Consider the following 19,526-nt stretch of genomic DNA (forward strand, 5'->3'; position numbering starts at 1 on the left):
TAATAATTCGACCAATGGCCTTCCACGGCTTTGTCGTTTCAGAAAATCGTTCGACGGTATTTTTTTGGCGTTTGTCGGTATCTGTTTGAGAAGTTGAACAGAAGAGGTACTTTCATCTGCAATTTCAACAAGTATATTTATGAATAAGCGTCAGCGCATTATCCTGCACATAGTCTTCTGGTTGTTATTCTATTTCAAGGGAGACATATTGAACCTGATAGGAAATAGGAACTACCAATTCGAGTGGACCCGGTATCAAAGTCCATTTGTGTGGTCAACTATCATTTTTACTGTAATTATTTCTTATTTAATATTATACATTCTCAATCGCTACTTTTCTACCAAGCAATACCTGAAACTAGCCTTGGGTTTTGTGGCAGTTTGTGCTATTTATATTTCTTTCCGCTACCTGATTGAAGAAGTAATTATCTGGCGGATAATTGGCTATCATAATTATTCAGATGAATCCAGGCGCGTTCTCTACTATATCACCGACAATATTTATAATGTAATCACCTTTTCGTTTAATGCTTTCTTTTTGAAAATGATTGAGGATTTCTTTGCCAACGAAAAAGAAAAAACAGCTCTTGTTACTGAAAAACTAAATGCTGAAAATGCTTTTCTGAAAAATCAGTTGAACCCCCATTTTTTGTTCAATACGCTTAATAATATTTATTCATTGGCGCTCAATCAATCGCCTAAGACACCAGAGGCAGTTATGAAATTATCTGAACTGATGCGTTATATGTTGTATGAATCTAATCAGGAGAAAGTGAGTCTGGAGACAGAGTTAACTTATCTGAATAATTTTATAGAATTACAGAAGATAAGATATTCAGGACAAACTTATGTTGATTTTCAGGTTATAGGTGATGTATCTTCGCAGCGGATAGCTCCTCTGATGCTGATTCCTTTTGTTGAGAATGCCTTTAAGCATGGCATCGTGCAAGATGTGAATCACCCGCTTTCGATTCAATTATTGGCCAATCAGAATAATCTGAGTTTCACAGTAAAGAATCAATTGGCAAATCAGAATAAAGATAAATATGGTGGAGTTGGTTTAGAAAATATTAAAAAAAGGTTGAATCTGATTTATCCGAAAAGCTATCATCTGGAAATACAAAACGATGCAGAGAGCTACTCATCTGAACTAAATCTGATATTATAATATGGAAAAAATACGCTGCCTGGCAGTAGATGATGAGCCTTTGGCATTAGACATTCTGGCAAAATATATTAATCAACTCCCTTCACTAACTTTAGTAGGTACATGCACGGATGCTTTGGAAGCGCTCAGCCTGATACAACAAGGAAAAGTTGATCTGGTTTTTGTAGATATTCAGATGCCGAGCCTGACAGGTATTCAGTTTTTGAGAGTTGTGAATGGCAAATGCAGAGCTATTCTGACAACGGCTTATTCTGAATATGCGATGGAGGGATATGAATTAGATGTGATTGATTATTTACTAAAGCCCATTTCGTTTGAGAGGTTCTTGAAATCAGTGCAAAAAGCAAGTAGCAGGTTTCAAAATAATCCCGTTGTTAACAATTCTGTACCTGAGACTTCTAAAACTATTGAAAGTAAAACTTCTACTGCTGAGCCGCAATTAGATTTTATATTTGTTAAAACCGAATATAAAATCATAAAACTGAGCCTTTCTTCTATCCTTTATATAGAAGGGCTTAAAGATTATGTTTCTATCTACACAAATGAGGAAAGGATTCTGACTTTGCAGACTATGAAGAAAACGGAAGAATTATTACCTTCTAATCGTTTTGTCAGAGTGCATAAATCCTATATTGTTTCCCTGGAGAAAATTAATTCCATTGAGCGACAACGCATTTTTATTAGTCGAGCAACCATACCTATTGGCGAGAGTTATTACAAAGACTTTATCCGATTAATTGGTAGCCAGTAACACTATTCGTTTCTGGCTAATACTTCTTCTATTTGTGATATTAGCGTTTTACCATCTTCATCACTTGGGTCAACCACTTTTGAGACTGCAAAATTGCCACTTTTGTCTATCAGAAAGTACGAGGGTACGCCTAAAAGTGCATAATTCTTTACCACTGGGCTATTATCATCTGTGCGGACATTGATGCCCTTTAAATCATACATCTTTACGGCTTCCCTCCATTCTGTTTCATTATCAATCGAAATCTGTATGAATACTACATCTTTGTTCTTGAAATGCTCTTTTACCTTCTCGGCAAACTTCATATCATAAATACAAGGCCCGCACCAACTAGCCCAGAAATCAAGATAGACAACTTTGCCTTTATAATCTTTCAGAGCTATTTCTTTCCCTTCTATATCTTTTAAGGTAAATTCTTTAGCGGGAGAACCCTTGGCCAATGTTCTTTGTACATTAATAAGTTGATTGATATAATTTTTATAAGCTTTATTCTGCACAAAGGCTAAATAATCGTAGGCAGATGGTATAATCTTTGAGCTGGCACCATTGGCCTCAATAGCATTTTGTAATTTAAAGCCTAGCATACGTTCAGCTAATTCCTGTGATATCTGCTTTTTAGTGTAGAGTGATTTTATAAAATTATATTCGTCGGCTTCAGTCAATTCCTTTTTCTTGCGCACGGCCTCTTTAGCAATAAATAAATCTATCAGATTCAAATAGGTATTACCATACTCTAATGAAGCTGCTTGTGCTACTGGCGGCACCTCTCCCATTTTTAAATTATTTCTGATGCTATCCTGCGGCCAAGAAGCGTATTTGTCACTTGATAGAGCTTCAACTTTGTAGTTCTGAATAACACCAATAATATCTGCCCTACGGGTGTCCTTAAAATTCTGTGAAAGATTCTGGTAGTTTTCCAGAAAATCAATTTGCTTCGCTTGTTCTTCGTCCAGTTTCTCAAAATAGGCTTTCAAAGGTAATTTTCTCCATTTTTCAACCTGCAGTTCCCAGTCGTTGGCTATTTCAAATTTGCTTTGATGCTCGGTATAGTATTGGCCTTTCTCCGCACCTTGCCCACTAATCTGCAAGGTTTTCCAGAAGTTTTTAGGATTAAACTTAAGTGTTATTTCATCATTGGGTTCAACAATCCAGAAATGCAGACTTTGATCTCCATAATAAAAATCTATGTAAGCAAGGTCTTTAATAGTCGTAACAAAACTAAATCTATTATCGCTATTTAAGGTTAATTCATACTCCTCTTCCTGACCTACCCAATCACGGTGTAATATAAGAATGGCTCTTTTTTCAGTGGGGTCTTGTACTTCGGCCGATATTCTGAATGGGCCTTGCGCAAAGGTTGTAGTTGTGATAAAAAATAAAGTAAGTATGCGAATCATAAGCTTATGGATTGAATTCGGATAAATAATAATGCTTCCTAAAAACGAATGCAGCGATTGAAAAATTGACAAGAGCCATCAAAATTACAGGAATCTTAAACATTATCAATAATAAAAACAGAATCCCTGCAAAAAACAGTCGTTGCATAAAAGCATCATTTGAAACATTATTGATATAATGCACGTGATGGTTCAGGAATATCATGGATAAAATAAATAATATCAGCAGCACCATAAATATATAAGATACATTATCCGGAAGGTTTCTGGCTAGAACAATTATCTCGGGTATTAAAAGGATAGAATAAGCTAAAAGATAATTCAAAAGCCGTTGCATATGACTTAACGGGAGATTTTTGGCAATCAACAAAAACCTATTCTCAAAATAGAAATATTGCTGGCAAAATACAGTATGCCCTGCTGATACAAATAAGCCACCTAAGGCCAATAGTCGCTCGTCATAATCATCTGTTGGATATAAATTACAAATACCCATCAATACCAGACAACAGAATAATTTTGTAAGTAATAAAAGTACTGGTTGTTTGGAAAATAAATATCTGACAAAAAAGAGATAGGGAGGGGTAAGAAAACGTGCAAATAATTTTTGCATAGGCCTACTCCTCACCTGCTCTGCATTAGGTCTTTGTATTCTGTACTCATAAATGAAAGCGCCTGCTACTATCAGCACTATATTAATAGTAATAATATACCCTACTTCTAACCATCGCTTTTCTTCAATCCCAAACTTTATCATAGCAAGCGAATACAAAAAAGTCAATTGAATCAGGCTTAATTGTAAAAGACAAAATGCCAGGAATCTTTTGATTGGAGAGAATAATCTGGCATGATATAAAAATTCATTCTGCTTTGATTCAAGTAAACGCAAAGTAAATAAAGTAACTTTTAAACCATGCAATGCCCATGCAAGGAAAACAAAACTCAATAATGAGGGTAATTTAAGTGCGTTTTTTATAAAAGTAATATGCTCAATGGCTCTCAGGAAGCCAAAGGCAAACATCATAACAGCAAAGATAAAGACTGCATTCTGGCGGTAATATTCTTTTATGATGGCAAGGTTGAAAATCCTAAATAAATTTTTCATTGCTGCGTTACTGCCTGATTTTGTACCAGATACATATTTTTAATCGCTAATTTCTCGAAACGGAAGTCCTGATGTGAAGATAATAGAAAGCTTACACCACGGTTTTCGTAATAGTCTTTTACCAATTCATAAACTATCTGCACACTTCGGTCATCTATCGTTATCAGAGGTTCATCAAGCATAATCAATTTTGGAGTACCCAAAAAAGCTGAGAGCAAAGAGATTTTCTTTTGCATACCACTTGAATAAGTGCCGATGGGTGACTTCCAATATTTGTTTACTCCCAGGCTTTCAGCTAATGTATTTAATTGATCAACCGGAGCTTTTTTAGCTTCAGTTATGAATTTTAATAAATCATAGGCGCTTAGATAATCCGGGTACAATGGTTCTGCTTCGCTAAGATTAACTAATAATCTATAAGCTACCACATCCTTCCGACAATCTAAATTATTGAATAATATCTGTCCCTGATAAGGTAATATTCCGGCAATAGACCTGAATAGTGTTGACTTTCCGGAGCCATTAATTCCTTTAAACCAATGAATGCCCTCAGGGATTTGCAGGTCCTGAACTTCTAAAATTTTATGGTTATTATAACTTTTCAGGAAATTCTTAATACTAAGCATAATTTTGACTGCTAAATTTATATGCGAAAGAAATAAAATTTTATGAATTATTCCCGATAAAATATTTATTTACTTAGAAGCCTTAAAAAAGTCGTTTTTAGCTGTTTTTTATCTTTTTGTATTATTTGTAGATACCGTTTAATCATTCTAACCCGAATAAAATTCTGACACAAAAAATACTCTACTTATTTGATAGGATTATTTAAACTTTCTCTTGCAATTTTCCTTAAAACGTTGCACTATTTCAATAATGACGTATACTATTAAAACAACTTTCAAGAATTTACAATTTCTTAATTGACTCGTATTCAAATAGTTACGTAAATTTGCATCAACAAAGGTTTTCAGAGGAGGCAATAAATGGTATAACTTTTTTTAGTTTAATCTTTTAAGTATTTACTCCAATAGAAAACAAAAATTCAAAGAAAATTATGAAAGCACTAGTATTAGCAATCGCAATCATCGCATCAGCAAGCACAAGCTTCGCTCAAACAACTAAAGGCACTTCAAACGGTAAAGTAAGTGCATCGGCAAATGTAACTAACCTGACAGTACAAAACTTAGGTGGTTTACGTTTCAAACTATCATTCGAAAATCCGACAAAACAAAAAGCACAGATATTTTTAGTAGACAACGATCGTTCATCAGTTTACTACAATGAATATGCTTCGGGTGATGCTCAATATGCAAAAGCATTTAACCTTAATAATCTGGCTGACGGTGAGTATACTTTCATAGTTCAAACTTCAACAGAAAAAGTAACTCAAAACTTTGTTATCCGTACAGAAATCAATCGTGGTGCAACTTTAGCACAGAACCGTTAATAGTATTATGAATTGCAGTCAAACAACCAGAAATTTATAGTCCCCACAAAACCTTTGTAACAATGGCACCGCTTCTTTCAGGAGCGGTGTTGTTTTTTATACGTATTTTACAGAATCTAACCCTGTGATTACCAAACAATTACCTCTCCTATTCATACAGTACATTTCTGATTTTTAAAGAATTAGCAAGAAAATAATATTTCAATTTTTATTTGGACTTAGTCTAAATAAACTATTACATTTGCATATTATTTATATTAAGTCTAAATAAAAATCACTTACAGAATGAGATTTCTTTATCTATTCTTATTGATATATTCCATTGCTATTACTGCTCACTCACAAGAACGATTAGGAAAAGTTGAAGGGAAAGTTATTGATAACAACGGGGCTGTTGCAGGTGCTTCGGTACTACTTAAAAATACACGTTTAGGTCAGTTGACACAGTCAAATGGCAGTTTTTCGCTTAACGCTCCTGCAGGAAAACAAACGTTGGTGATACAATTTATTGGTTACCAGGTCTTTGAAAAAGAAATTGAGGTCAAAAGTGACGCAACTCTTACTATCGGTACGATAACCCTAAGTGAAAAATCTAATGACCTACAGGATGTAGTAGTTACCGGGCAATTTGGCCCACAATCGGTCCGAAACTCTGTGTATCAGGTACGTACTATTACCAACGAACAAATCAAATTGCGCGGTGCTACTAATATTCAGACAGTATTGAGTACTGAATTAGGTATGCGATTTTCTAATGATTTGACTTTGGGAACTACAGATGTTCAATTAATGGGAATGTCGGGACAGAATGTAAAAGTATTGTTGGATGGTGTGCCATTAGTTGACAGAGGCTCGACCCGTGAGAGTATAGGACAGATTGATGTAAATATCATCGATAGAATAGAGATCGTAGAAGGTCCAATGTCAGTAACTTATGGTTCTGATGCGCTGGCCGGAGTAATTAATATTATTACTAAAAAAGGTGAAGATAATACCAACTGGACACTTACCGCACGTGTACAAGAAGAAACTGCTGGCGACGAGTATGAAACATTTCAGGGTGAAGGCACACACAATGAGTTTCTAGGCTTGGCCTGGCAGAAGAGAGGTCTACAGTTAACTGGTAATTTCACACGAAATTTCTTTGGTGGATGGCAAGGGCTTTCAACAGGAAGAGCTAAAGAATGGATGCCTAAAGAACAGTATCTTACTACTGCCGGAATTTCTTACCGCACCTCAAAATTTAACGGTTGGTATCGATTCAATGGCACCAACGAAACCTTAAAAAGTTTAGGGAATACCTATACCAATACCCAAACCAATAATCTGGCTGCTACTGACCAGTATTATATTACCAACCGTTTGTTCCATCAGGTGCAGGGAGAATACCAATTCAATCAAAAAAATAGTCTGACTCTGGCAGCTTCTTATACTGATTATAGTCGAAAAACCCAGACTACTGATATTGATTTAGTAAGAAACAGAAGAACCTTGTCATTAATTGATGGCTCGCAGGATAAAGCTATTTTTCAGACCACTTTTGTTCGTGTAACGGGTCAGCATAAGTTTTCTCCGAAAGTTTCCTTGCAACATGGTTTAGATGCTAATATTAATTCGAGTGCGGGAGCTAGAATCCAGGGTACGCCAACTATCAGCGAGTTTGCTTATTTTGCTTCCTCTGAATTGAAGCTGAACTCAAATATTAATATTCGTCCGGGATTACGATTTATCAAAAACTCTGTTTACGATGCCCCACCAGTAATCCCATCTATTAATACCAAATTTACTTTAGCGAAAGGCTTAGATCTAAGAATGGCCTATGCACGTGGGTTCCGTTCGCCAGCCTTGCGCGAATTATACTTTACTTTCTTTGATAGTAATCACTCTATCAGAGGAAATACTAATCTGAAAGCTGAAAACTCTAATAGTTTCAATGCTTTCTTTTCTTACCAGATTATTGAAAAGCCTAAAGTTCGACTGAACTCTACATTGGGTGGTTTCTACAATGTATTTAATAACCTTATTTCGATAGGTGTTGATCCGAACGATACCAAAGTATCTACTTATATCAACGTGGATATGTATAAAACTACGGGTACAACCTGGAACAACACTTTATACTGGGAAAACCTGCAAGCTAGTTTGGGTTACTCATACATTGGCCGTTACAATCGCCTGTCAGAATCTGAAAGTCTACCTGAGTTTATCTGGTCAAGTGAAGTAAATACTAATATTCGTTATACATTCCCTAAGATTGCGGCAAGTATTAGTTTCTTCTACAAGTATACAGGTAAGCAACCAAGTTATCAATCTGTTAATACCGAATCGGGTATACTAACACGTTTAGCGGAAACTTCCAGTTTTCATACTTCTGACCTGACTTTCAACAAAGTTTTCTATAAAAATTTCTCTCTTATGGCAGGTGTAAAAAACCTGTTCAATGTCACGCGTGTAAACAATACCGCTACAGATACAGGAGGAACCCATAGTTCTGGTGGTGGAGCAGTTCCTATGTCTTATGGACGCTCATATTTTCTTGGATTAACCGCACAATTATCAAAGCATTAATAATTTTCTCTAATACAAACCAAAGTTTAAACCCAATGAATAAATTATTCAACAAATTTCTGATTGTATGTGGCATAGTGGCGCTGGGTGCATGTAAAGAAGAGGTAGCATTGCCTGACAATTTAGCCGGATTTACCACTGCAGCACAAGGTATTGATGGTGAAGAAGCCACTGTTAAAATCTCATTGAGCCGCGCTACTGATGTAGCAATTCCGATAAGCATCCAATTGACTCCAAAATTAGTTACTTACGATAAAGAGTTTGTAACTGAGCCTGCAGCCGTTAACAACGTAATTAATGTTACCATTCCGTCAGGACAATCAGAGGTATCTTTCAAAGTAAAGAAAAAAGCCAATGTATTTTTGAATGGTGATGAAACGCTTACATTGAAAATGACTTCAGTGGGTAGCCCTGTATTAACAGGAAACAATACCGAATTAAAATTAAGTTTCGCAGCCATTACTTCAACGGGAAGTACTTTGACTTTGGAAGGCAAAACTGCAGAGTCTAATTATGCCAATACAGTTTACGCTGACTTAAGTGCTAATACCGCCACTCCTATCAATAGAAAAAGCTGGAACTTAGGATTTTATCAAGGCGGACAGTTCAGAGTAATACTAAATCCTGGCTATCAATCTTCTGCTGCTCCAACTGCTAAAACAGATATTACTACAGTAACTTTAGCTGATACTACTTCAGTACCTAATCTGGACTTTGCTCCGGGTGGTGAAGGTACTTTAGCTTTAGCGGATTCATGGGACGGTGACCTTACTAAAACAGTTTTTGCAGAAGTATCGGCCACAGAAACTCAGAATAAAGTGTATTTAGTGAGTTTTGAAGGAAGTAAAGCCAAAAGTAAATGGTATAAAGTAAAAGTAAACCGTAATGGTGAAGGCTACAAAGTACAATTCGCAAAAATTGGCGAAACAACTATCCAGACTATTGATATTCCTAAAAACACGGATGTAAACTTTAGTTTCTTATCGTTAGAAACCGGCAAAACTGTGGCTGTAGAACCACGTAAAGTAAATTGGGATATTGCCTGGGGATATAGTACTTCAAATGCAGGTACAGTTCCTCCAACACCTTATTGGTTCCAGGATTTTGTATTGTTGAACTACGCCGCCGGAGCAGAAGCAGCCGAAGTTCTTGAAAGCGCCGTAACTTATGCCAACTATGCTGAGGCAAATATTGCTACCACTACATTCCTTAAAACCAGAGATGCTATCGGTAGTAAATGGCGTTCAACTGCCCCTGGTGGTACTACAGGTATCAAAAAAGATCGTTTCTACGTAGTGAAAGACCCTTTGGGTAATATATACAAAGTGAAATTTGTAAGTATGGGCCTTGGTGCTGACGGTGGCGAGCGTGGCAAGCCAGTAATTGAATACAAATTGGTAAAGAAAAAATAGAAGTAGAGTTAGAAATAAATAAAAGTTCTGAAAAGGTCATAGGGTTTCTATGACCTTTTTTGTTGCTTTTAACATTACTTACTAGATGTAATTGAAGCTTTGGTCGTACAATAGCGTGCAGTAGTCTATATTGATCTATCTGCTGAAAACAGTAAGATTGAATACTCTTAGGTTCAGGCTTATATTTGGGTATTATTTTTTGTAAGTATCTGCTGAAATTCATGAAAGTATTAAGAAAAATTCTTAAACTTGGTAGATTTTAAAAATAGCAAAGTCAACCCCCTCAATTTCTAATGAATAACTTTAATATTAACCGACGCAGCTTCATACAAGGCGCGTCTGCTTCTTTGGCTTTATCTACTTTTGGCGCAAGAGGCATGGATATTATCAATCCACCAAATCCTTATCGTGTAGCATTAATTGGCACAGGCTGGTATGGCAAGAGTGACTTATTCCGCCTGATTCAGGTAGCACCTGTTGAGGTAATAGCCCTTTGCGATGTTGACAAAAATATGCTTGATGCCGCAGGGAAACTAGTAAGCCAACGCCAGAAATCAGGCAAAGTACCTAAATTGTATACTGACTACAAAAAACTATTGGCCGATAACCAATTAGACATTGTTTTAATTGGCACACCAGACCATTGGCATGCTCTGAACATGATTGATGCCGTGAAAGCAGGTGCTCATGTGTATGTACAAAAGCCCATCAGTGTTGATGTAATGGAGGGAGAAGCGATGGTTGCGGCTGCCCGTAAATATAATAAAGTAGTGCAGGTAGGTACGCAACGTAAAAGTACGCCGCACTTGATTGAAGCCAAAAAGAATATTGTTGATGCAGGCTTATTGGGTAAAATATCTCATGTAGAAATGTGTTGCTATTTCCATATGAGAAACAATGGTAACCCACCTGTGCAAGCTGTTCCTGATTTTCTAGATTATGAAATGTGGACAGGCCCCGCTCCTATGCGCCCTTATGATGGCTTACCGCACATCCGTTGGTGGCGTACGTTTAAAGAGTATGGTAACGGTATTATGGGTGATATGTGTATCCATATGTTTGATACTGTACGTTGGATGTTGAAATTAGGCTGGCCTACCAAAATATCTTCTACAGGAGGCATCTATGTACAAAAAGAAGGAAAATCGAATATTGAAGATACACAATCAGCGATTTTTGAGTACCCTGAACTGAATTGTGTATGGCAGCACCGTACCTGGGGAACACCAAATAATCCTGATTACCCTTGGTCGTTTACATTATATGGTGAAAAAGGCACACTATGGGCAAGTACCATGGCCTATGACTTTATTCCACAAGGTAAAGGAGAGAAAATTCATAAAGATGTAATTTATGAAAAAGAGAAATATCCTGAAGATTTAACTGAAGAGAGAATCGAGCTGAATGCGGCACCAGCTACTCGCCTACACATGCTTGATTTCTTATCTGCGATTGAAAATAAAGGCAGACCGGTAGCTGATATTGAGCAAGGACATATTTCAACCGCCAGCTGTTTATTAGCTAATATTTCTATGCAAACGGGTCGCCCGATTGTGTATGATCCTGTAAAACGTGAGATTGTTGGTGACCGTGAGGCGAATGGTCTTCTGGCTCGTCCGTATCGTAAACCTTATGTACATCCGGACCCTAAGAAAGTTTAGAATTATTTCCTGATTCATATTGAATAGGCAGACTTTCGTCTGCCTATTATTTTTATTAATCCACATCGAATGTCTTTGCTATTTTTTCAAGATTCAGGCTTCTGGCAGAAGCATTGAAGATTTCACGATAAGCGCCGTTTTTATCGTAAAGTTCCTGATGAATACCCTGCTCTACTACTCTTCCTTTTTTCATCACAATAATTTTATCTGAATCGATGATTTGTGATAAACTATGTGAGATAATCACCACTGTACGGCCCTTTTTAATAGCATCGAGGCTATTTTTGATTTGCTCGGTCGCAATGGCATCAAGGCTGGCAGTTGGTTCGTCTAAAATAATAATCGGAGGGTTTTTCAGGAATAAGCGGGCAATGGCAATTCTTTGTTGTTGACCACCAGAAAGGAGTTGTGCATCTGACTCATATTTATCCGGCAATTCCATAATCTGCTCATGCAAAGAAGCTTGCTTAGCTGCTTCTATGATTTCCTCCTTTGAAGCATTCATATTCCCATAGTGGATATTTTCTTCGATATTGCCCTTGAAAATATGATTTTTCTGCAAAACCATTCCTATATCATCACGGAGTAGCTGTGTATCATATTTGGCTAAGTCTATATCATCTAATAGAATTTGTCCGGAATCAGGGGCGTAAAACTTAACTAAAAGGTTAATTAATGTACTCTTCCCTGCCCCAGACAAACCAACTAAGGCCGTTGTTTTTCCGTTTTCAATCTCTATTGATATATCATTCAATGCCTTAGTGCCATTCGGATAGGTAAAGTCGACATGCTTCAGTAAATAATCTCCTTTGATTTGAGCAGGCTGGAAAGTACCACTTTTTTCAACGGCTTTCTTATTATCTAAAATGTCAAAGAAGCCTTCAGAGTAAGTCAAGGCATCGTTCATTTCATCATAAATACGGTGTAACTGACGAATAGGCGCTGAAACATTATTAAAGAGCATGATATGAAACATGATAGCTCCTATAGAAATCTGCCTGTCTAAAACCAGATAGGCTGTGAGGATGATGATTAGTACTACGCCTATCTGCTCCACAAAACTCTTGATCGCATCAAATAAAAAGTTGGTTCTGCGGGTAGTCAATTGCAAATCCATCAATTTCATTTGTAGACCATACTGTTTAATCTCCTCATATTTTTCTCTGACAAAAGATTTAATGACTACAATGGACTCTATCAGATTGATGATACCATTACTCTTATTCTCTCTTTGGAATTTTAGTTTTCTTCTTACACCCTGCAATTTATCTGCCTGCACATAGCTTATCCAGAAGTATATCGGTAAAATCATGGTAGCAACCAGGCCTACATATACATTAGCCGTATACATCACTATCAAAGCCATGATTGAATTGGCAAAAAGAGGCAGTATATCAATAAAGAAGTTCTGTACTAGTTTAGTGAGGCTTTCCACACCTCTATCAATCCTTGTTTGTAATTTGCCTTTCTGGTTCTCACTATCGGCATAATAGGCCATCTGATAGCTCAGAATCCTGTTCACTACTTCCTGCGATAAATCACTCGAAATATTGATTCTGATTTTTTCGCCGTAAAACTTTTGTCCGAAAGTAATGAAGGAGTTAATTATTTCCTTACTACATAAAATCAGCGTAATTTCTAATAAAAGTGGATAACCTTGCTGAATTGTGAGGTGTTTATCAAGCATTCCCTGAATTGTATCAACCGTATAGCGCAATACCCAGGGGTTTACCTGTGCAGTGATAGAGCCCAATAAGGTAAGCAGCAAGGCCAGATAAATTAAGCCCCGATAGGGTTTAACAAATGGCTGTAAGCGCTTAAATATACTCCAGATATTCATGGTGTTGTGATGTAGGAAATAGCAGTAGCAAAAAGCAAACTTTTTCTGTAAATCAGATTAATCTTTAATTAAATGTAAGTTTATCCTTACGCAGCGTGCATTCCATTTTTAATGAATCTTTACTTATCCGGCCTGTCAATAAAAGTCTGTCAGCGATTGGCTTTTCAAGTGTCCATATTTGGGTTTCATACCGGGTATTCTGATTATTAATAAAACTGAGTGTCGCTTGTTTATCTGTTGAATCCATAAAATATACGAACCTTTGTCTTTTCATGGAACTTTGTAAAACACCTGCATAACCTTCGAAGAAACATCTGTTAAAATTACTTGAATCTGTTGCTGTAGCGGCTATCCAGTTTCCATTCTCCCATTTCTCTATCTTTTCCACCTGCCAGGCACCATAGAGTTTGTTTTTAGGCATTGACTGGTTTGCCGAACCTAAATAATCGTAGGTATACATGATTGGGTCAGATAGAATGTATCCAACCAGGAGAATATTGATGATTATGCCAGCCCACCTGAATGCCTTTCTATCAGCCAAATCCGGGTAATAAGGCGCAGGGACTTCCTGCTTAGTAAAGAAGAACTTCCATAGTCGGTTACTGTATTGTAGAAAAATGTAAGTAGCAACAGCCAGGTAAGTAAATGAATTAAGCTTTACACAAACATCAAAAAATATATTGACTAACCATACATTTAACATGACAACTACCATTAATAGTGCCCCAAGCAATGCAGTACGTCGGAAAAGTAACAATAGTGCAGGTATCACTTCACCCCAACCCAAAAACATCTGGTAGCCTTTTGAATAACCAAAAAATGCCCAGGCCACCCGCATAGGCGACAATTCAACCATCCGGGCATCCAAATTTGCCATTAATTGGGGGAACTGTGAGGCGAAGACCTTAGCCATTCCATAGCTCATGATGATCCATGCCAAATACATGCGTAGCAAAAACACTAATATTGGTTGCACTCGATAGGCATTAGGAATTTTGGCGTGTAATAAATTAAAGAACAATCCAACCGTCCCACCAATCATAGCGCCTTGACCTACTACCTGATAATGCTGTGGAAAATCTCCACAACCGCTATTATAATTGACCTGAAAAAATACACTGATAGCCATTCCGGCCACAGTAAAGCCTGAAATATTATTCCAGAAGCTGACATTCGTCGGGCTCAAACCTTCATAATGGCGGTATGGTTTGGTCATTGTATAACAATTTTATTGTTTCCATTTAATATTACAGCCCATACTTGGGTATTGTATCTCTGACACCAATTGATTGGCCAACATGGCATTCAATGCTCCACGTAAATCACTTCCGGTTACAGGTTTAGGATTTTCCATTTTGGGTCTTGATTCATCTAATCTGCCTCTGTACCGCAATCTTAATTCTCTATCAAATACATAAAAGTCCGGAGTGCAAGCAGCCTCAAAGGATCGGGCAACATCCTGGGTTTCGTCATATAAGTAAGGGAAATTAAAGCCTGATTCTCTGGCAAATACTTTCATTTCTTCAGGGCCATCCTGCGGATAATTCTCAACGTCGTTAGAACTGATAGCTACAAATGAGACACCTTTGGGCTGATAATCTTTTGCCAGCTTTACCAGTTCATCTTTCACATGCAGTACATACGGACAATGATTGCAGATAAACATAACTACTATGGCCTTGTCAGAGCGTAAATCATTCAGCGAAAGTAGTTGTCCGGAGATGGTATCGGGTAATATAAAAATGGGAGCCAACGTCCCAATGGGAAGCATATTTGATTCAGTGCGTGCCATAGTTCATAGGGATTTAAAAGCAATATAGTTAATATTTAAATACGATGGTGGGGGTAATAATCGTTTTAATTGTCAAGGGGATATATTAATTAAACCATTTTGGCTTTCATTAATCTAAGAATTAAAATGTTTATTGAATTATGAAAAATCAATCAAAATTTCGTACGCTAACTCTGGCAGGACTTTTTGCGCTGCTTGCTTTGTCGCTTTCGAGTTGTGTGTATAGCGCCCGACCTGTTCGTTATTATGATAGGCCTGCGGTTGTTCATCGTCCTTATTACAGGGTTCAGCCTAGAACGAGAGTTGTTGTAGTTCCAAGACATGATAGACATTATAAACGTGGCTACGACCGTCATCATCATGACAATGGTCGTCACCGCGGTCATCGTGGAAGATATTAATGGACATTTTGGTTTACGAACCAATCAATAGATTGTGGGTTTCGCATAGCGTCAAGAGAAACCGCTTTTTCAACCGGAGTGCCCATCAGGATTTTCTTGATGGGCATTTCCATTTTTTTACCGCTAATGGTATAAGGTATTTCAGGAATTGCATAAATTGCATCAGGCACATGCCTTGGACTATATTGCTTCCTAAGTTGTGACTTGATTTTGTTTTTCAAATCATCATCCAAAATCTGGTTTGAATGTAAAACGACGTATAAGGGCATAAAGAAACTGCCATCAGTCTTTTCAATACAAATAATCAGGCTATCTTTTATTTCCGGTAAGGATTCCACTGCATTGTAAACTTCTGCTGTGCCTATTCTTACACCATCCCGGTTCAGAGTAGCATCTGACCTACCATAGATAATAATTCCCAGATTTTTAGTGATTTTTATCCAGTCGCCATGCGTCCAGACATCGGCATACTTTTCAAAATAGCTGCTTCTGTATTTTTGATTGTCGGCATCTTTCCAGAAATATAATGGCATTGATGGCATCACATCTTTTATTACTAATTCTCCTACTTCGTCATATACAGGTTTCCCCTCATCATTCCAGGCTTCAATATTTGCTCCTAACATACGGCATTGAATTTCACCTGAATAAACTGGTAAATAAGGGCATCCTCCCATAAAAGCACTACAAACATCTGTTCCGCCACTTAAGGAAATCAGGTGTAAGGTTTGAGAAATATTTTCATAAATCCAGTCAAAAGCCTTTGGCGGCAGAGGTGACCCTGTTGAGCCCAATGTTTTAAGTTTTAATGGATTTTCTTTAAAAAAATGCGTATCCTGCTTCATATAATTGATATAAAAAGCAGCCCCACCTCCAAAGTGGTCAACTTTAGCATCTTTGGCAAATTGCCATAAAACATTAATATCAGGATAGGCAGGTGAACCATCATATAAACATAATGTTGCTCCACAAGCCATTGAAGAGAGGGCAAAATTCCACATCATCCATCCGGTTGTTGAATACCAGAAATAACGCTCTCCTACTTGTACATCCTGATGAAAAGCAAGAGCCTTCAGATGCTCAATCAAATTTCCCCCTATACTGTGGGTGATGGCTTTAGGCTTTCCGGTTGTGCCAGATGAATACAGAATCCAGATAGGGTCATTAAATTCAACAGGTGCAAAAGTTAGTTCTTGGTTAGATGTGGCAGATATAATTGTTTCCCAGGTGGGACTTTCTAAAATAACGGTATCTACCAAAGAAGGTAATTGTTCTGCTAATTCTTTTACAATGCCTGATTTGTCAAAAACCTTTCCTCCGTAATAATAGTTTCCACAAGCAAAAAGGATTTTGGGCTCTACTTGCTGAAAGCGGTCCGTCAGGCTTTCCAAACCAAAATCAGGTGAGCAACATGACCAGATTGCTCCAGCGGAGTTTACCGCCAGGAAAATGGCAATTGTGTCAGGTGTGTTTGGCAGGTAACCTACCACCCTATCTCCTTCCTCAACACCCTTTTCTTTAAGGTACTTTTGAATGGCTGCAACTTTATTTTCTAAGGTTTCCCAGGAAACTTCGGTTAAAGGTTGGTTTTCTGATTTAAATAAAATGGCAGGTCTCTCATTATTTTTATGACGAAAGATATGCTCGGCATAGCTTAAAGTAGCTCCTTCAAACCATTTAGTACCAATCATTTCATTGCTGGTGTGACTTATCACAGATTGATAAGGCGTAGAACTCTGGATTTGAAAAAACTGATAGACCGATTCCCAGAATTCTGCCACATTATCAACCGACCATTGCCATAACGCCTGATAATCTTTAAAAGTCAGATTTTTCTGAATCTCTAGCCAGGATTCATATTTCTTTAAATTTGATTGCTCAATATAGGAGGAAGAGGGTGTCCAAAGCGGTAGATTCATGCCTATTTCTGATTATAAGGCAATATTAGGAAGATACTTTTATATTTTAGTTGTTAAAACAATTATTTTATCTGCTATTTAGCTGTGATTAGCATTGTCAACGCCACTCAAAATTATAACGGGTATTCTTATACCCCTTAATTTCCATACTCGCACTGCCAATCGGAAACTCCAGCTCTATTCTGATAGGCACACGATTTCTATCATCAGATACCCATATTCTGATCGCATCTTCACCTTTAAACATTTCGTTCTGAGGCAAAATTGGCGTTAGCTTAATTACATCAATTTTACCAAATTTTGTCTTTACTACTCCCCTGCCATTATACTTCACTTTCATGTTATATATCTGGTCATCAAAAAACATGGGCGATGAAACCGTTTCCCCCACCCTCATTTTTGAAAAATCTAATGTGCGAAGAAAATAATAACCAGATACTACATCATGGATATTATTAGGCAGATTAAAAGATTTCTTTTCATTATTCTGCTCTCTTAAAGCTGAATTACCTCCATGATCAAATAAAATAACCTGGTCTTTTTTATAACTATTCTCCTGCAAACTCATCAGGAATTTCTGTGGTAGAATAGCAGCAGTATCCAGATAAGAGCGATAAGTATTTCTGATATGGAAAAGGTCTGTCAAACCTGTTGTACGGCCAAAAACATTGATCCGGAAACAAGCCCGGTTATTAACAGAATATATTTGCGGGCTTACCTCTACTGTCGCTTCACCCACTGGTAGTATCCCGTATTTCACTTTATACTCAAAATACTCTCCTGCTTTAAAGCTTGTATTAGGTATAAAGCGATAGGCATCACCTACCATAAACGATGAGGCAATGAATAAAAAACAAACAGTCAATATTTTTACAAGATATTTCATCTAATCAACGCTAAACAAAAGGTATAACAAAAAAATATGCCAATATCAGAAAACTATACTACTTGGATAAGCTTTTTTAAGGTAAGCCATATACTTTTTAAAATCCTGATTGAATTTTGTTCTGAACTCTTTTTCAAATTGATTTTGCTTGCTCTGATAGGTCAGATAACCGATAAAATAGGCATTATTTACCTGAGAAGTACGTCTGCGACTCTTTCTAAGTGATTGTATTTCTCCATTCATCAACGTATCAGTAGAAGTTATTATTTTTCCAATTAAATCAAATTTAAGGGAAGTTTTCTGGCTGATTGTTAAGTTTTTATTAAAACTATGGTAAAGGCTATCCAGCTTTTTTGTTCCTCTTATCAAATGTTTGGTATAGGCATCACTAAATTTCTTTGAGCGCTCATATTTCCTTAATTCTTCTGAATCCTTTCCATATTTATAAGCTAAAAACCGGATAGCGCCATACTCTCCTATAAAATCAGCCAAATTTTCATTAAATTCCAGATTATTTTTTACAAAAAGTGTTCCATGTGTCAATTCATGAATAATCAAAGAGGCTAATCTGGCATCAGAATAATAAAGCATCGAACTCAAGATCGGATCTTTCAGGTATCCTAAAGTGCTCCATGCTGAAACTTCATTCAATTGTGTGTCATAGCTCTCTTTTTTCAGTTCAGCTATCTCTTTATCAGCCAGTTCTTTTTCAAAATGCCCTTTATAAGTAAATGTCCCTACAATGGGGAAATGCCATTTTTTTGCTTTAAGCTCGAAAGGTTCGCAGGCCGTCATTACCCACAAAATAGGTTTGCCATGCTGGTTGTAAAAAGTAGTATAATTTTCTGATTGATTTAAGCCAAGAGAATCAACAGCAAATTTTTTAATTTCCTGAATCAGTTCAATACGTTTCTTTAATGAATCAGGGAAAGTTTTATCTGCCATGACTTCCTCAACCGGACGCGTATTGAAAATAACTTTCAGTTGTCCTTTAGCCTGACGAAAGCCATAAACAGCAGCATCGAAGTTGAATGCTATAAAGCCTACAAGGAGAATGAAGAATACAAGAAAAAAGTATTTAATAAACTTTTTAAAACCCAGCCACATATTAATCTGTAATTTCCTATAAAGAAAACCATACTCAGCTAAATAAACAAAAATAAAAGCCACTCTGTT

The 19,526-nt window shown here is 36.9% G+C and carries 15 protein-coding genes; 6 read left to right on the plus strand and 9 right to left on the minus strand.

Going from position 1 to position 19,526, the window contains the following annotated elements:
* The first annotated feature begins 139 nt into the window (after nucleotides 1–139).
* Together D0T08_RS20815 and D0T08_RS20820 are read left to right on the plus strand one after the other, a co-directional pair.
* Nucleotides 140–1,168, plus strand: a complete 1,029-nt coding sequence (locus D0T08_RS20815) for a sensor histidine kinase (protein ID WP_116984606.1) — start codon at nucleotides 140–142, stop codon at nucleotides 1,166–1,168.
* A gap of 1 nt (nucleotide 1,169) precedes the next feature.
* On the plus strand, nucleotides 1,170–1,919 hold the full coding sequence (locus D0T08_RS20820; protein WP_116984607.1) for a LytTR family DNA-binding domain-containing protein: 750 nt from the start codon (nucleotides 1,170–1,172) through the stop codon (nucleotides 1,917–1,919).
* Nucleotides 1,920–1,921: 2 nt separating this feature from the next.
* Here the strand turns inward: D0T08_RS20820 and D0T08_RS20825 are convergent, their stop codons facing one another.
* Genes D0T08_RS20825 through D0T08_RS20835 form a run of 3 tightly spaced genes read right to left on the minus strand, consistent with a single transcriptional unit; the run spans nucleotide 1,922 to nucleotide 5,047 of the window.
* Nucleotides 1,922–3,316 carry a TlpA disulfide reductase family protein gene (locus D0T08_RS20825; protein ID WP_116984608.1) on the minus strand — a complete coding sequence of 465 codons (1,395 nt, stop codon included), beginning with the start codon at nucleotides 3,314–3,316 and terminating at the stop codon, nucleotides 1,922–1,924.
* Between the two features lie 4 nt (nucleotides 3,317–3,320).
* Entirely contained in the window at nucleotides 3,321–4,421 is a 1,101-nt protein-coding gene (locus tag D0T08_RS20830; RefSeq protein WP_116984609.1) for a hypothetical protein, read from the minus strand.
* Complete coding sequence (locus D0T08_RS20835; protein ID WP_116984610.1) at nucleotides 4,418–5,047, minus strand: ATP-binding cassette domain-containing protein; 630 nt, start codon at nucleotides 5,045–5,047, stop codon at nucleotides 4,418–4,420. The genes D0T08_RS20830 and D0T08_RS20835 overlap by 4 nt, the downstream gene beginning before the upstream one ends.
* Before the next feature lie 431 nt (nucleotides 5,048–5,478).
* On the opposite strand from D0T08_RS20835, the gene D0T08_RS20840 reads away from it, so the two are divergent.
* From D0T08_RS20840 to D0T08_RS20855, 4 genes are all read left to right on the plus strand, one after another.
* Nucleotides 5,479–5,871: a hypothetical protein gene (locus D0T08_RS20840; protein ID WP_229239012.1), complete on the plus strand. Its 393-nt coding sequence runs from the start codon at nucleotides 5,479–5,481 to the stop codon at nucleotides 5,869–5,871.
* 285 nt (nucleotides 5,872–6,156) lie between these two features.
* Nucleotides 6,157–8,439: a TonB-dependent receptor gene (locus D0T08_RS20845; RefSeq protein ID WP_116984612.1), complete on the plus strand. Its 2,283-nt coding sequence runs from the start codon at nucleotides 6,157–6,159 to the stop codon at nucleotides 8,437–8,439.
* A 35-nt stretch (nucleotides 8,440–8,474) separates the two neighbouring features.
* Complete coding sequence (locus D0T08_RS20850; RefSeq protein ID WP_116984613.1) at nucleotides 8,475–9,851, plus strand: HmuY family protein; 1,377 nt, start codon at nucleotides 8,475–8,477, stop codon at nucleotides 9,849–9,851.
* A gap of 293 nt (nucleotides 9,852–10,144) precedes the next feature.
* Complete coding sequence (locus D0T08_RS20855; RefSeq protein ID WP_116984614.1) at nucleotides 10,145–11,512, plus strand: Gfo/Idh/MocA family protein; 1,368 nt, start codon at nucleotides 10,145–10,147, stop codon at nucleotides 11,510–11,512.
* A gap of 55 nt (nucleotides 11,513–11,567) precedes the next feature.
* On the opposite strand, the gene D0T08_RS20860 is transcribed toward D0T08_RS20855, so the two are convergent.
* The 6 genes from D0T08_RS20860 to D0T08_RS20885 form a co-directional block, all read right to left on the minus strand.
* On the minus strand, nucleotides 11,568–13,352 hold the full coding sequence (locus D0T08_RS20860; RefSeq protein ID WP_116984615.1) for an ABC transporter ATP-binding protein: 1,785 nt from the start codon (nucleotides 13,350–13,352) through the stop codon (nucleotides 11,568–11,570).
* Nucleotides 13,353–13,416: 64 nt separating this feature from the next.
* A complete protein-coding gene (locus D0T08_RS20865; RefSeq protein ID WP_116984616.1) occupies nucleotides 13,417–14,568 on the minus strand; it encodes a DoxX family protein in 1,152 nt (383 codons plus the stop codon).
* Nucleotides 14,569–14,580: 12 nt separating this feature from the next.
* A complete protein-coding gene (locus tag D0T08_RS20870) occupies nucleotides 14,581–15,144 on the minus strand; it encodes a thioredoxin family protein (RefSeq protein ID WP_116984617.1) in 564 nt (187 codons plus the stop codon).
* A gap of 397 nt (nucleotides 15,145–15,541) precedes the next feature.
* Entirely contained in the window at nucleotides 15,542–17,464 is a 1,923-nt protein-coding gene (locus D0T08_RS20875) for an acetoacetate--CoA ligase (RefSeq protein WP_116984618.1), read from the minus strand.
* Between the two features lie 97 nt (nucleotides 17,465–17,561).
* Nucleotides 17,562–18,350 (minus strand): DUF3108 domain-containing protein, encoded by a 789-nt coding sequence (locus D0T08_RS20880; protein WP_116984619.1) that lies wholly within the window; start codon nucleotides 18,348–18,350, stop codon nucleotides 17,562–17,564.
* Between the two features lie 45 nt (nucleotides 18,351–18,395).
* Complete coding sequence (locus tag D0T08_RS20885; protein ID WP_229239013.1) at nucleotides 18,396–19,520, minus strand: aminopeptidase; 1,125 nt, start codon at nucleotides 19,518–19,520, stop codon at nucleotides 18,396–18,398.
* Nucleotides 19,521–19,526: the final 6 nt, after the last annotated feature.

It is taken from the genome of Emticicia sp. C21 (genome assembly GCF_003418935.1).
In the GTDB taxonomy this organism is placed as follows: Bacteria; Bacteroidota; Bacteroidia; order Cytophagales; family Spirosomataceae; genus Emticicia.

Excerpts from the sequence above, each read along its gene's own strand:
- D0T08_RS20880 (WP_116984619.1), bottom strand. The coding sequence starts at position 18,350 with ATGAAATATCTTGTAAAAATATTGACTGTTTGTTTTTTATTCATTGCC.
- D0T08_RS20855 (WP_116984614.1), top strand. The coding sequence starts at position 10,145 with ATGAATAACTTTAATATTAACCGACGCAGCTTCATACAAGGCGCGTCT.
- D0T08_RS20815 (WP_116984606.1), top strand. The coding sequence starts at position 140 with ATGAATAAGCGTCAGCGCATTATCCTGCACATAGTCTTCTGGTTGTTA.
- D0T08_RS20820 (WP_116984607.1), top strand. The coding sequence starts at position 1,170 with ATGGAAAAAATACGCTGCCTGGCAGTAGATGATGAGCCTTTGGCATTA.
- D0T08_RS20835 (WP_116984610.1), bottom strand. The coding sequence starts at position 5,047 with ATGCTTAGTATTAAGAATTTCCTGAAAAGTTATAATAACCATAAAATT.
- D0T08_RS20830 (WP_116984609.1), bottom strand. The coding sequence starts at position 4,421 with ATGAAAAATTTATTTAGGATTTTCAACCTTGCCATCATAAAAGAATAT.
- D0T08_RS20875 (WP_116984618.1), bottom strand. The coding sequence starts at position 17,464 with ATGAATCTACCGCTTTGGACACCCTCTTCCTCCTATATTGAGCAATCA.
- D0T08_RS20850 (WP_116984613.1), top strand. The coding sequence starts at position 8,475 with ATGAATAAATTATTCAACAAATTTCTGATTGTATGTGGCATAGTGGCG.
- D0T08_RS20845 (WP_116984612.1), top strand. The coding sequence starts at position 6,157 with ATGAGATTTCTTTATCTATTCTTATTGATATATTCCATTGCTATTACT.
- D0T08_RS20825 (WP_116984608.1), bottom strand. The coding sequence starts at position 3,316 with ATGATTCGCATACTTACTTTATTTTTTATCACAACTACAACCTTTGCG.
- D0T08_RS20860 (WP_116984615.1), bottom strand. The coding sequence starts at position 13,352 with ATGAATATCTGGAGTATATTTAAGCGCTTACAGCCATTTGTTAAACCC.
- D0T08_RS20870 (WP_116984617.1), bottom strand. The coding sequence starts at position 15,144 with ATGGCACGCACTGAATCAAATATGCTTCCCATTGGGACGTTGGCTCCC.
- D0T08_RS20840 (WP_229239012.1), top strand. The coding sequence starts at position 5,479 with ATGAAAGCACTAGTATTAGCAATCGCAATCATCGCATCAGCAAGCACA.
- D0T08_RS20865 (WP_116984616.1), bottom strand. The coding sequence starts at position 14,568 with ATGACCAAACCATACCGCCATTATGAAGGTTTGAGCCCGACGAATGTC.